The organism is Bacillus sp. RO2 (genome assembly GCF_012911845.1).
Classification (GTDB): Bacteria; Bacillota; Bacilli; order Bacillales; family Bacillaceae_I; genus Sutcliffiella_A.
In genome coordinates, this window is the sequence record NZ_JAAXCU010000057.1 from 1 (window position 1) to 13,420 (window position 13,420).

Annotated in this window: 11 protein-coding genes; 9 read left to right on the forward strand and 2 right to left on the reverse strand. The window is 37.6% G+C overall.

Going from position 1 to position 13,420, the window contains the following annotated elements; genetic code table 11:
- Positions 1 to 395 precede the first annotated feature (395 nt).
- Entirely contained in the window at positions 396 to 956 is a 561-nt protein-coding gene (locus tag HF078_RS18915) for a BsuPI-related putative proteinase inhibitor (RefSeq protein ID WP_169292547.1), read from the reverse strand.
- Positions 957 to 1,146: 190 nt separating this feature from the next.
- On the opposite strand from HF078_RS18915, the gene HF078_RS18920 reads away from it, so the two are divergent.
- The 4 genes from HF078_RS18920 (at position 1,147) to HF078_RS18935 (ending at position 4,802) form a co-directional block, all read left to right on the forward strand.
- A complete protein-coding gene (locus tag HF078_RS18920; RefSeq protein WP_169292548.1) occupies positions 1,147 to 1,935 on the forward strand; it encodes an N-acetylmuramoyl-L-alanine amidase in 789 nt (262 codons plus the stop codon).
- A 136-nt stretch (positions 1,936 to 2,071) separates the two neighbouring features.
- Positions 2,072 to 2,389 (forward strand): hypothetical protein, encoded by a 318-nt coding sequence (locus HF078_RS18925; RefSeq protein ID WP_169292549.1) that lies wholly within the window; start codon positions 2,072 to 2,074, stop codon positions 2,387 to 2,389.
- A 99-nt stretch (positions 2,390 to 2,488) separates the two neighbouring features.
- Positions 2,489 to 3,085 (forward strand): class D sortase, encoded by a 597-nt coding sequence (locus tag HF078_RS18930; protein WP_240951805.1) that lies wholly within the window; start codon positions 2,489 to 2,491, stop codon positions 3,083 to 3,085.
- Positions 3,086 to 3,521: 436 nt separating this feature from the next.
- Positions 3,522 to 4,802, forward strand: a complete 1,281-nt coding sequence (locus HF078_RS18935) for a nucleotide sugar dehydrogenase (protein ID WP_169292551.1) — start codon at positions 3,522 to 3,524, stop codon at positions 4,800 to 4,802.
- A gap of 155 nt (positions 4,803 to 4,957) precedes the next feature.
- Here the strand turns inward: HF078_RS18935 and HF078_RS18940 are convergent, their stop codons facing one another.
- Positions 4,958 to 6,040: an acyltransferase gene (locus HF078_RS18940; protein ID WP_169292552.1), complete on the reverse strand. Its 1,083-nt coding sequence runs from the start codon at positions 6,038 to 6,040 to the stop codon at positions 4,958 to 4,960.
- Positions 6,041 to 6,208: 168 nt separating this feature from the next.
- On the opposite strand from HF078_RS18940, the gene HF078_RS18945 reads away from it, so the two are divergent.
- From HF078_RS18945 to HF078_RS18965, 5 genes are all read left to right on the forward strand, one after another.
- Positions 6,209 to 6,574: a hypothetical protein gene (locus tag HF078_RS18945; protein ID WP_169292553.1), complete on the forward strand. Its 366-nt coding sequence runs from the start codon at positions 6,209 to 6,211 to the stop codon at positions 6,572 to 6,574.
- Between the two features lie 153 nt (positions 6,575 to 6,727).
- A complete protein-coding gene (locus tag HF078_RS18950; protein WP_169292554.1) occupies positions 6,728 to 8,890 on the forward strand; it encodes a SpoIID/LytB domain-containing protein in 2,163 nt (720 codons plus the stop codon).
- Between the two features lie 163 nt (positions 8,891 to 9,053).
- Positions 9,054 to 10,547, forward strand: coding sequence for an N-acetylmuramoyl-L-alanine amidase (locus HF078_RS18955; protein WP_346775377.1), 1,494 nt, complete (start codon positions 9,054 to 9,056; stop codon positions 10,545 to 10,547).
- A gap of 219 nt (positions 10,548 to 10,766) precedes the next feature.
- Positions 10,767 to 12,239, forward strand: coding sequence for a teichuronic acid biosynthesis protein TuaB (tuaB, locus tag HF078_RS18960; RefSeq protein WP_169292555.1), 1,473 nt, complete (start codon positions 10,767 to 10,769; stop codon positions 12,237 to 12,239).
- Positions 12,239 to 13,408, forward strand: a complete 1,170-nt coding sequence (locus tag HF078_RS18965; protein WP_169292556.1) for a glycosyltransferase — start codon at positions 12,239 to 12,241, stop codon at positions 13,406 to 13,408. The genes tuaB and HF078_RS18965 overlap by 1 nt, the downstream gene beginning before the upstream one ends.
- Positions 13,409 to 13,420 lie beyond the last annotated feature (12 nt).

Below are 13,420 nucleotides of genomic sequence, written 5' to 3' on the forward strand. Positions count from 1 at the left end.
CACACCTTGCACTGCAGGCAGCAGGGGGAACTGGTCGTGAAAAAGTGTGTCTCCATGACACCCTGCTACCTTCCGTTCCAGGTGTTCGCTTTCCGCGGGACGGTGCTTGAGCCTCCTCGGCTTCGCCTGTGGGGTCTCAAGCTACCGTTATCCCCCGCAGGAGTCTCACACCTTGCACTGCAGGCAGCAGGGGGAACTGGTTGTGAAAAGTGTGTCTCCATAACACCCTGCTACCTTCCGTTCCAGGTGTTCGCTTTCCACGGGCGGTTTGGGAGCCTATCTATAGCAAAAAACGAAAAGGTCTACTTCATCGCGTAGACCTTTGCCGGGAAAATCTTCTTATTCTATTATAGGTTTTTTGGAGGGCAGTTACAACCTCGTGACAAATGTACATCTTATTCGACTGTGAAGGTTTCTTTTGCTGTCGCGTGATGGTTTGCGTCCGTAAAGATGAATTGGATGGTGTAGTCTCCTGGTGGGAGGTCTGCAACTAAGTCACTGTAGGAAATAGGGTATTCTAATGCTTCTCCTGGTGCTAAAATCATTTCTTTTATAGCTTGGGTGTACATCATGCCTTCAGACAATTTTTTAACTGCACTGCCGGATTCGTTGTATACCACATAATCGTATTCCTGACCGGAAGAGAAGTAGATTTCAGCATCCTCCTCCTTGTTGTTAGTAACTTTAAAAAGAAAATCCTCGTTTTGGCGGTCAACTTGGACTTCAAGTTCTTCTTTGTTTAATTCGTTTGTTTCTAGCTTCTTTCTTGCCTCTTCTTTTGATTTGATAGGATCACTTGATTCTTTTGAATCTGCAGGAGAATCATCTACTTCTTTCCCTTCATTTACTGGTGTATTTCCTTCTATTATGTCGGGGCTGCCCTGGGACGAGTCTCCGTTCGTTCCACAAGCAGTCAATATTAAGAACATTAGTAGTAATGTCATTATTTTATTCATGGTTCATCCTCCATTCTTGTAATTTGGGCTAACGGAATTAGTCATTCCCTTTCTTTTCTTCACTATATATGAACTATACCCCTCTTTGTATAGTTAGACGAAAAAATATATAAAAGGTTACGAAGGGATAATTCGTTCCTTCTCTGTTAGTAGAACATGGAAAATAAATTGGAAGGAAGAGGTGGAATGTATGATAGTTGTGTTAGACGCGGGTCATGGTTATGGTACACCTGGTAAGCGAACGCCAGAAGGGATGAGAGAATATGAATTTAATAGGAAGGTTGCCGAGTATGCAAAACAAGAACTGACTGGCTATCAAGATGTGGAGGTCCTATTCACCCATTCGGATGAAAGGGATGTACCTTTAAAAGAACGCACAGAAAATGCCAATGCTTGGGGGGCCAAGGCATTTGTCTCTATTCATGCCAACGCGTTTGGAAATGGAGGATGGAATACGGCCAAAGGAATTGAAACATATTGTCCAGTTGTAAACTCGCCCAATTCTGATCGTCTTGCCAATACGATACACAGCAGACTTATACAAGCAACTGGAAGAAAAGATAGAGGGATAAAATCAGCCAATTTCCATGTTCTCCGCGAAACAACAATGGCATCCATCTTGTGTGAATGCGGATTTATGACTTACTTTCCAGAAGCACAGTTATTGAAAACGGATAGCTACCGTAGAACATGTGCCTTGGCTATTGCAGGAGGATTAGTAGAATATCTCAATCTAAAACTTAAAGCAACACCACCACCGTCAACAAGAATAAATAAGGTGCAAGTAGGGGCATTCCGTGAAAAGGAAAATGCAGATAGTCTTGCAGCAGAACTCAATAGAAAGGGCTTTAACACCTTTGTGTTCAGAGAAGATAATCTTTACAAAGTACAGGTAGGGGCTTTCTCTCAAAAAGAAAATGCAGACCGTTTGGCTGCGACATTAAGGTCCCAAGGCTATACGACCTTTATCAGTATCTAAAGAGACCCTTTCTTTGGGTCTTTTTAAAGTCGACATTCTTTTCTTCAAAATTAGGAAAAAAACAGGGAAAATGTACTTATATATCGAAATAAAGAAATAGACGAAAGAATGATGTTTCATAGGGGGATATAGAACGATGAAAAACATAGATTGGAAATCAATATTTAAGCGTACAGCTAATTTTATCTGCTTCGCACTTTCACTAATATTTTTAATATACAATATTAGTATCGTGGGGTTCTTTTATTTACTTGTAACTTTTGGAGAAACTCAAGGGACTATGATCTATTCTCTAATTAGCGTGGCGGGGATTCTTCTTGTGATTATTCCGCTTGTATTTAAGTTGGCTAAATATAAATTCTATTATTTTGCTTTAATAGGGCTTCATTTTATGGCCGCTTTATTACCTATTGTCATGAAGAATATGTCTAGTGTGTTTGGGAAAATATTATAATTTGCTAGACTCTCTGTTGTTGAGGTTTTTCTTAAATTAGGTAAAATGAAAATGAGAAGAAATAAATTTAAGAGGTGAAAATAAATTTTGAAAAAGGGTATGATAGTGGGCATTCTGTTTATCTTTACTGGTCTTTCTTTTATAGGCTACGGTTTATTCGAAAAAATCAGTACGGATAGAAAAACAGAGGCGGCACTAAAAGATGCTGTTTCTATAACCAAGGGTATGGTAGGCGAAAAGGACACCCCGGATAAAAAAGAACGCCCGAAAAAGCCCGATGATTTTGCACCTGAGACAGGAGAAGTAGTCGGGCTGCTGAAAATTCCTAGACTTGAAGCCGAGCTCCCAATAGTTGAAGGAACGGATCCTGCAGAGTTGGAAAAGGGAGTAGGCCATTTTAAAGGTGCATCTTTTCCAGGTGAAGAGGGCCAAATCGTGTTTTCAGGTCACCGAGATACTGTGTTCCTTCGCTTAGGTGAATTGGAAATCGGAGATAGATTCTATGTGAATATGCCATATGGGGAATATATGTACGAAATCTATGATTCTAAAATAGTGGATGAAGATGATAGAACAGTAATTACCCTGCAAAAGGAAAAAGAGGATCTCCTCTTAACTACATGCTATCCTTTTACACTGACTGGAGCGGCTCCTGAAAGATATATACTTTATGCTAAACCTGTTGATTCAAGATGAGGACACCTTTCGAGGTGTTTTTTTATTTTCTCTCTATCGACAAAAAACTAAAGGACACTTACCAAAACTTTAATCCATACTTTCTTAATCATGCAGCACTCTTCCTGTATTAGTAATCTTTATTTTTGATTATATGGTCAATGTTAATCTAACACCATATATATATTGAAAAAAATGCTTTATCATGTAGTATTTGTAGAATTTTATGAAATTTGATCAATTTGACATACTTTAATTAACGTTAAATATTACTTTCCCTTTACAATATAGGTTGAAAGTGGATTTTTCGAACATATCAAATTATAATATTTTCTTAGGTGTAACTTGTGTTTTCCACAGTAATTCTATATATTTTAAATCACTATAAAGAAATATTTATTTGTTAATATAAAATCATCATTATACCAGTTATCATCCCAAGGAGGATTTACAGAATATGAACAGAAAAATAGCAGTTGTAGGGCTAGGTTATGTTGGGTTACCGGTAGCGGTTGAATTTGGTAAAAACCATAAGATCATAGGCTTTGACATTAATCAAAATAGAATCGATACATTAAAGCAAGGAATTGATTACACAAATGAAGTAACATCTGAGGACCTGGTGAAAGCGAACATTGACTTTACGATGGACGAATCAGACTTATCACAAGCAGATTTTATTATAGTAGCAGTTCCAACTCCAATCTATAAACATAATGTTCCCGACCTTACTCCATTAAAGAAAGCCTCTGAAACAGTGGGCAGAAACCTTTCTAAAGGAACAATCGTGGTTTACGAATCCACTGTTTATCCTGGTGCAACAGAAGAAGTTTGCTTACCTATATTAGAAGAACAATCAGGATTAAAAGGTGGAGAAGATTTCTTTATCGGGTATTCACCTGAAAGAATCAATCCTGGAGATAAGGAACGTACATTCAGAACAATCACGAAAATAGTATCGGGACAAAACGAAGAAATCCTTGAAATAGTAGCTTCTGTGTACAATTCAGTTGTAGAAGCTGGCGTGTATAGAGCTAGTACAATTAAAGTAGCAGAAGCAGCAAAAGTAATTGAAAATACACAAAGAGACTTAAACATTGCACTAATGAATGAATTAGCATTAATCTTTGACCGTTTAGATATAGACACAGATGAAGTTCTCCAAGCTGCAGGGACAAAATGGAACTTCCTTCGTTTCTCTCCTGGATTAGTAGGAGGACACTGCATTGGTGTTGATCCATATTACTTAACGTCCAAAGCGGAAAGTGTCGGATATCATCCAGAAGTAATCTTGGCAGGTCGTCGCATAAATGAAAATATGGGCAAGCACATTGCCACTTCTTTAATAAAAGAGATGATCAAAAAAGATATGAAGATCCAGGGAGCAAAAGTAACCGTCCTTGGATTAACTTTCAAGGAAAATGTACCAGACTTGAGGAATTCCCGAGTTATTGATGTAATCGATGAACTAAAGGAATTCGGTGTGGAAGTACAAGTAACAGATGCTCACGCTGAAAAAGAAGACGCCATCAGAGAATACGGAATCGAACTAATGGACTACGAAAACCTACAACCAGCCGATGCAGTAATTTTCGCAGTACCACACCAAGAATACGTAGACAAAGGCTGGAGCCAATTTGGAAATCTTCTAAAAGAAGAATCTGGAGTGGTAGTGGATATTAAGAGCAAGTTGGTAAAAGAAGAATGTCCGGAGAATGTTACTCTGTGGAGATTATAAAAAGGGAGAGCTTGGATGATAATCCAAGCTCTTTTTTCTATTTGAGCAATAATTAAATACCTAAGTTTGTTTTTGAAAGTGTTGCCACTTTTCCACCTTCTTTTCATAGGATTAAACGAAAGAAGCTTTCCAGCCGAGTGACTGGAAAGCTTCTATTATGCTGATCTTGGTATGTTGTTTCGTTTGGTGTTTTTTAATTTCGGCACTGTAACCAAGTATTGATCGTAAGGTAACAGTTGAATGACTCTGACAAATAAAATGGAAGCTAAAAGAATGGCTAGAAACACAAATGGGAAGTTTAGCGTTGTCCAGATGGAATCTGGCATATAATGGACGAAAAGGTAAATGATAAACATATGAACCAGATAAATGCCCATGGATAGCTGCCCTACTTTTGTAAAAGCCTGTTTCAATAAATTCAATTTGGAAATATAGTCATACGTACCAATTAAAGTGACAAAGATAACAGGAATATAAATAAAGTTCAAAGGTCTGTTGGATGAAACAGATCCATTCGCATTGTACTCATATACCGTTAATACAATGATAAAAATAGAAGCGATCAATGAAACAAGTTTAATTTTTTTGGAAAGAGAATAGATTTTTTCCCAGTTATATGCGGCAAAACCGCCATAAATAAAAAAGAAAATCCAATTAAGAAAAAGAGCACGTTGAGAAAATGCGTATTGTATTAACTCATTATTAAAGCTTGGTGTAAACAGTTCAACAAAATAGTAGTTTATTACTAGTGAAACAAAGAGCAGTACAGTCCATAATTGATTGGAGCGTATTTTCTGCAATAAAGGAAAAAGCAAGTAAAACTGAAAAACGATAGACATAAAATATAGATGAACGTAAGAGTTTCCTAATAAAAAGTCGATAGTAAAAATTTTCTTCCCTTCGTCTAAGGGTGTAGCGCCTTCTAATAGTACTAGGAGAAAGATATAAAATATACTCCAAAATAAAAATGGAGAACCGACTTTTACAAATCTAGATGTAACAAATTTATTCAGTTGGAAACCTTTTTGCCTTACATGATAAAAAAGTAAAAAGCCACTAATTACAGCAAAAAGAGGTGTACCAAATCTACCAATCTGATTAAAAAAGAATGTTATATCGTTATACCCATCCTGCTGGTAATAATAAGTGGCGGAAACATGCACTAATACAACAAGCAGACATGCAACAGCTCTAATTAGATGGATTTCTTCTATATAATTTGATTTTTGATTTTTCATATGGTTCACTCCTTGGTTGAAAGGCCACCAACATTGTAACTAAATTATACTCGCATAACAATGGTTAAAAATTGAAGTAGAGCAAAATGATACTAATAATTTATTGACTAATCTTATTCAGTTTTTTAGTATGGTTTATGTGTTTATAATGAGAGAGGAGGAAATGTATTGAAAAAACTTGCGGTATTAATGTTCTCGCTTTTAATGATATTGTCAGCCTGTGGTACTTCCGCTGACAACAATAGTGGTCAAACTGAGTCAAGCGAGGAAGCTGTCGATTCTAATGCTAGTCAAGGAAAATCGAATGAAAATGGTGCTGAAGAAGATGCTAACGTTCAACAATCTGTTGGTGTGTTTAAGGGATGGGCAGATAATCATACGATTGAAGTAGAAACTGACAACGGCTATGTTACATATTATGTATCCCCTGACAAGCAAGAAGCTGTAAATGCGGTGGAAGAGGGATCAGAGGTTACGATTAGCTTTATCGAAAATGAAGGCAGAATGGAACTTCAAAGTGTTCAAGCAAACTAATCAGAAAAAAGCATCCTGTAGGGTGCTTTTTTTTTGGTTTTTTTGATGATATCTGACAATATCCTACAAAATAACTGTTCACTCACTGGAAATGTTTTGATAGATTAGTAATATAGAGATAAATAGGAAAACTTTAAGGAGGATACATAAAAATTGAATAAAATTAAATTTTTGTTAGCTTCAACATTAGCCTTGCTACTATTCTTTTCACCAGGTTTTACTTCCATTGGATCAGCTTCTACAATCTCTATTAAATTGCAGAACTACATTGGAAATAAGACAGAAATCCAGGTTAATACAACTGGTCAATACAAACTAGAAAACGGAAATGTCAGGTTATCAGGTGCAGATCGATTTGAAGTTGCAGCTAACATTGCGTCAAGTGGTTGGAATGTATCGGATGCTGTTTTTATTGTCAGTCAAGAAGCGTATGCAGATGCACTATCAACAGCACCATTCGCCTATGCTAAAAATGCTCCAATCTTACTTACACGTCACCATTCCATTCCAGATACGACAATAAATAAGCTTCGTGAGTTAAAGGCGAAGGAAATCATTGTCATCGGTGGTACAAGCAGTGTATCCAATACTGTGTTTAACCAACTAAAAGGGTTCACTAGTAAAGTTTCGAGGGTAAACGGGGCGGATCGTTATGAGGTAGCAAAGAACATTGCGACTCTATTGGGCAGCTCCACACAAGCTATCGTTGTTGGTGGAAATGCCTATGCAGACGCATTATCCATTGCGCCATATGCCGCTGTAAATAAAGTGCCTATCCTTTTAACAAAGGATAAAAGCATCCCGGCTCCAACATCCGCAGCCCTTAAAGGGAAAACAAAGGTTACGGTAATCGGCGGTCCAACAAGCGTTTCTCAACAGGTTTACAATCAACTGCCAGGAACTAAAAGCCGTATTGGTGGAGCAGACAGATACGAAGTCTCTGCAAATATTATAAAAACACTTAATTTGGACGCATCTGAAGTGTACCTTTCTAACGGAGAGAAATATGCCGATGCTTTCACGGGAGCAGTTTTAGCTGCGAAGAATAACCGTCCGCTTTTATTAACGAAAGCGACGACTATTCCTTCTTCGGTTCAAACTATAATAGATACCAAAAACACCGGTTCTTTTACCATTTTAGGTGGTCCACATTCTGTTACTAGAGAAGTAGAAAACCAGCTTCCTAATGAGTTGTACCTTGAAAGCAGCAAAACATACAAGGTTCAAAATAATAATGGGCGCCTTGGTTTATACGAAGGCACAAAATTATTGAAGGATTTCGGTAATGCTAATTTCAATATGATCCCGGAACGTTACAATGAAAGCAATGTCATTGAATTGAATAATCGTCCTTACCTAGGGAAGATTGAGTTTCATATTGAAAATGGTTTTGTAAGACCATATAACAGAAATATTCCTTTTGATGATTATCTTAAGGGTGTAGTTCCAGCTGAAATGCCGGCTTCATGGGAAATGGAAGCATTAAAGGCGCAATCTGTTGCAGCAAGAACGTATTCTTATGGAACAATAGGGACCACTATTAATGATACACAAGGGTTCCAGGTTTATAGAGGATACGAGTGGCATGTGAATACAAACAATGCTATCGAAGCGACAAAAGGTGAAATCCTTACCTATAACGGAAACCCGATTGGTCAGAATGCCGTTTTCTCTTCAAGTAATGGTGGATATACAGAATCAAATTCTAATCTTTGGGGCGGAACTCAAATTGCTTATTTAAAGGCAAAGCCTGATTCTCTGGATTCCTCCTACCAAGGTTGGAACCTAACACTAAATAAGCTGCAATTAGATGTAAATAATCTAGACTTAAAAAATCCGACTACATGGTGGAACGGAACACAAGAGGTCCAGGCCAGTTCAATGACCGGTTTGAAAAAGTGGCTTTCAGACAACCATCATAATAATTCTGAGTTTAAGATTGTTGGGATCAAGAACATTGAACCGCAGAATGTAAACAGCAGTAAACGTAACAAGGATACAAAAATTGAAATTGAATATTTTGTGAGAGACCTGAGTAAAGGCTTTGTTAAAGAAGCTGATGGTACGTTGAAGAAACATACAATTTCACAAACTATCACTGCCAATGCTTTTAGAACGATGTTCGGTACCATGAATATTAAAAGCACTATGTACCAAGTTGAAACGACGGAGAAGACGTTAAAAGTAGTTGGTAATGGTTTTGGGCATGGGGTAGGTATGAGCCAGCATGGAGCTCAATCCCGTGCAAAAGCAGGTCATACGTATAAACAAATATTAGACTTTTACTATAATGGTACAAATGTCACGAAAAAATAAACCGGATCTCTCCGGTTTATTTTTTTCGTCCCGAAATTTTAGTAATAATGTGATTATTGACTTATTTTTGCAAAAATCGACTTTTTATTGTAATGATTTAATGAAAAAATAGCTTATTTTTGGTATATTTGTCGAGAGATGAAAAATTTAGGGAGGTAATCAAGTGCGCAAGTTTATGATGCTCATCTGTTTGGTTCTTTTCACAACGCTTTTCAGTGTGAATAGTGCTGAAGCCAGCGGACCAAAACGAATAGATGGAGCAGACCGTTACGATGTTGCTGTAAATGTTTCGAGGGAAGGCTGGACTACATCCAATACTGTTATTATTACATCAGGGGCCGCATTTGCGGATGCACTGGCAGCTTCCCCGCTTGCATATCGTTTGAATGCACCAATATTATTAACGAAAGCAAATGGCTTGCCGTTAATTACAAAAAATAGATTACAAGAATTACGCGCAAGCAATGTGATTGTAATCGGTGGTACGGCAAGTGTTTCTGAAAGAGTAGTTTCAGAGATTAGAAATTTAGGAATACAAGTACGAAGAATAAGTGGAAAAGACCGCTTTGAGGTTGCTGCCAATATCGCCAAAGAATTACCGGCAAAGAATATAGCTATTCTTGCTAATGGCAGAGCTGCTGCTGATTCACTATCTATTGCACCATACGCAGCGAGAAATGGTATTCCAATCTTACTTACGGAAAGTACAACTGTTCCGGCTGTAACTTCTAATTCACTAAAAAATAGAAATGTTTCATCTACATATATCATGGGAGGAGAAACAAGTGTTTCTCGCGCTGTCTACAATAAAATGCCGTCTCCTACACGGATTGGTGGAAGTGATCGTTTCCAAGTTGCAACGAATGTTGTGAAACAGTTAAGCATCCATTCAAAGAAGACATATATCACTAATGGACATGCTTATGCAGATGCTTTAGCTGGATCTGTGCTTGCTGCTAAGCAGAACGCTGTTATTCTCTTAACTCACTCTACTCAATTGCCAAGTACTACATTAGATTTGATTAAGGAAAAGGGTATAGGAGAATTCGTAGTACTAGGAGGGGCGACTTCTGTAGGCCAGAATGTTGTTAATACATTATCTGCACCTATGCTTGGTAAACGAATTGCCATTGATCCGGGTCATGGTGGAACAGATCCAGGTGCTGTTGGAAATGGGCTGCAGGAAAAAGATATTGTTTTTGATATCTCTAAACGGCTAGAAAATAAAGTTACTTCAGCGGGATCATTACCATTGATGACAAGAACCACAGATGTGTATATTCCATTGGCAGATCGAGTTTTGTATGCAGAAAATAAAGGTGCAGATATTTTTGTAAGTATTCATGTAAACTCATTCACAGATCCGGGAGCGAATGGAACCGAAACATGGTATAGCGACAAATATCAATCACAAGAAAGTAAAGAGTTGGCAGAAGCTATCCAAGATGAATTGGTGGAAGAATTAGGGTTACGTGATCGCGGCGTGAAAGAAGGTTCTTTCGTTGTTATACGTGATTCCAAAATGCCAAGCGTATTAGTAGAAGTAGCCTTCCTCAGTAACTCTGAAGAAGCCAAGCTTCTAGCAAGTGCAACATTCAGGGAAAAAGCCGCTAAAGCAATTTATAACGGGGTAGAAAACTACTTCATCAATAAATAAAACAACGAATTTTAAAGCAAGACGCCTGTTTCTTCTATAGAAACAGGCGTTTTGCTTTATATCAGCTGAAAAGTAATGAAATTTACATAAATGAAAAGTAATTGTAATGACGAGAGACCTTTCAAAAAAAGAAGTATGATAATACTTTGTGCTATAATCTATAAATGGGTTTTTAATTGTAAATAATAGTAGAAAGATTACTAAAAGTAGGGAAGAATCATGTCGACTATCACAAAACAGATTTTATCGGGTGCGAAATGGACAGCCTTGTCTACCATTATCATTACGGTAATACAAATTGTTCAATTTGCCATATTAGGAAATCTATTAACAAAGGAACAATTCGGTGTTGTAGGAATGATAACAACGGTTGTTATTTTTACACAAATCCTATTGGATATGGGGTTCAGTGCAGCTATCATCCAAAAGGAAAAAGTATCAGATGAACAGCTATCCACTTTATATTGGCTGAACATCTTCGTAGGTATTATCTTATTTATTGGTTTATTTTTTGCTAGCCCGCTCATCGCGGGATTTTATAATCAGCCTGAATTAATTCCATTAATAAAAGTACTGGGAATTATGTTCCTTATAGCCCCGATTGGGCAGCAGTTTCAATATTTGCTTCAGAAAGATCTTAATTTCAATCTTTTAAGCAGAATTGAAGTTGCAACAAACTTGGCATCTTTTATCAGCTTGCTTATCATGATTTTTTTAATACAGGAGCTGTACGCCTATGTGATTTCACAGGTTATTCTAAACTCACTTAAGGGTATTTTATACTTTGCCGTTTACTCAAAAAAATGGAAGCCTTCCTTCGTCTTCAATTTATCCTCCATTAAAGAATTGATGTCGTTTGGAGTTTTCCAGTTGATGTCCCGACTTGTAAACAGAATAGGGGCTAATATTGATTATATCTTGATAGGTAGGTTCCTAGGAGCGGAAGCCCTTGGTATCTATTCATTGGCATATCAAGTAGTGACCATTCCGGTCATGAAAATAAATCCAATCATTACAAGGGTAGCTTTTCCGGTTTTCTCACGGAGTCAGTCAGATAACAAGCTTTTAATAGAAGGTTTTCTGAATGTCACAAAGATGCTTGCTCTTGTTAGCTTGCCATTATTACTAGGTTTAATGGCGATTTCCGATTTGTTCATTGAAGTGTTCTTCGGTGCCAGATGGCTGGATGCTGCACCTATCCTCGGAATATTAGCGGTAGTAGGTATCTTAAGAGTCCTAATGAACCCTAATGGATCCATCATATTAGCAAAAGGGAAGGCTAATATCGCCTTTTATTGGGATTTTGGGGTCATGCTTCTGTATGGTACCACTATGTATTTTGCTACTAAATATGATATATATATAGTTGCTTGGACATACGTTGTCACAAGTTTTATCAACTTTTTGATCGGAAGATGGCTGTTGAAAAAGTTGATCGATCTTGAAATGAAAGATTATATTCGTACTTTATTAAAGCCGATACTTTTGACAGGTATGATGGCCGTTTTCGTCTATTTCTTCAAGAATGTTTTATATCAAGTTGAATTTATAAATATATACATCAATATCGCCCTGTCGATTGGTATTGGTGGACTAATATACGTACTGTTCATCTATATCGGGTATCCTGAAATAAAAGATTGGAAACCAGTAAGAAAAATCCTTAACAAAACAACAAGGGGGAGATTGTGATGAAGGTGCTATTTATTACAACTGCCTATCCTTCTGATCATTTGCCGGGTGCTGGTGTGTTTCATCAAACACAGGCGGAGTCTATCCGAGATTTAGGGGTGGATATTGAAGTGGTGGCCCCTGTCCCGTTTTCACCAAAAGTCTTATCGCGGGTCAGTCAGAAATATAAAAATTATAAGAAATTCCCTCAAAGCTATGATTGGAATGGGATCAAGATACATCGTCCAAGGTTCGTTGCTATTCCTGGTCAGTTAAAATGGGCGCAACCACACAAAAGGTTTGCAAAAGCAATACGGCATTTTATTGAAGATCAAGGTATCGAATTTGACATTATCCATGCCCATTTTGCGATGCCTAGTGGGGGTGCGGCAGCAATCCTTTCCAGTATATATAACATACCTTATGTATTAACCTTGCATGGAAGCGACGTGAATGTGTATCCCCAATACAGTAACAGTGCAATGAATGCTTTTAAATTTGCTGTTAGAAATGCTGGAACGGTGACAGCTGTAAGTGGAGCATTGGCCGAGAAGACGCAAAAACTTACAGGTGTAAAACCTGAAGTCCTTCCTATAGGAGTTAATATGGAAAAGTTTTCAAGTACTGATATTAGCGAGGAAGAAAAGATTAGTCTACGAAAGCGCCTTAACTTGCCAGAGGATAAAAAGCTTTTATTATTTGTTGGTCGGATTATGAATGAAAAAGGCATTAGGGAAATGGTTTCCGCAATAGAGCAGTTGGACGATCGTTTCAGACTTTTGCTTGTGGGCGATGGACCATTGAAAAGCGAGCTGGAAGGCAAGAAGAAAATCATCCTAACCGGTCAGATTGCGAATGAAAAGGTAAAAGATTACTTACGTGCAGCTGATATCTTCCTGCTTCCATCCTATAGGGAAGGCATGCCTACTGTTATTATTGAAGCATTAGCCTTAAAGGTTCCTGTACTTTCTTCTGATGTAGGTGGAATTCCTGAGTTGTTTGGAGAATTTAAAGGTTTACTAATTGAACCAAAGTCCGCAGAGCAGATAGTAGACGGTGTTTTAGGGTATACAGATAAAGGCGACTATGGGCCAGAGGTTATCGAGAGTCTTTATGAAAGGGTAACTTCAAACTTCGATGTTACACAGAATTCAAAGGACCTTATTCAAAAATACCGCATATTACTATAATGAAAATATTTT

Bases quoted from the DNA above. Each gene is read 5' to 3' on its own strand.
- HF078_RS18965 (WP_169292556.1), top strand. From the start codon at position 12,239: ATGAAGGTGCTATTTATTACAACTGCCTATCCTTCTGATCATTTGCCG.
- tuaB (WP_169292555.1), top strand. From the start codon at position 10,767: ATGTCGACTATCACAAAACAGATTTTATCGGGTGCGAAATGGACAGCC.
- HF078_RS18920 (WP_169292548.1), top strand. From the start codon at position 1,147: ATGATAGTTGTGTTAGACGCGGGTCATGGTTATGGTACACCTGGTAAG.
- HF078_RS18935 (WP_169292551.1), top strand. From the start codon at position 3,522: ATGAACAGAAAAATAGCAGTTGTAGGGCTAGGTTATGTTGGGTTACCG.
- HF078_RS18940 (WP_169292552.1), bottom strand. From the start codon at position 6,040: ATGAAAAATCAAAAATCAAATTATATAGAAGAAATCCATCTAATTAGA.
- HF078_RS18915 (WP_169292547.1), bottom strand. From the start codon at position 956: ATGAATAAAATAATGACATTACTACTAATGTTCTTAATATTGACTGCT.
- HF078_RS18925 (WP_169292549.1), top strand. From the start codon at position 2,072: ATGAAAAACATAGATTGGAAATCAATATTTAAGCGTACAGCTAATTTT.
- HF078_RS18930 (WP_240951805.1), top strand. From the start codon at position 2,489: ATGATAGTGGGCATTCTGTTTATCTTTACTGGTCTTTCTTTTATAGGC.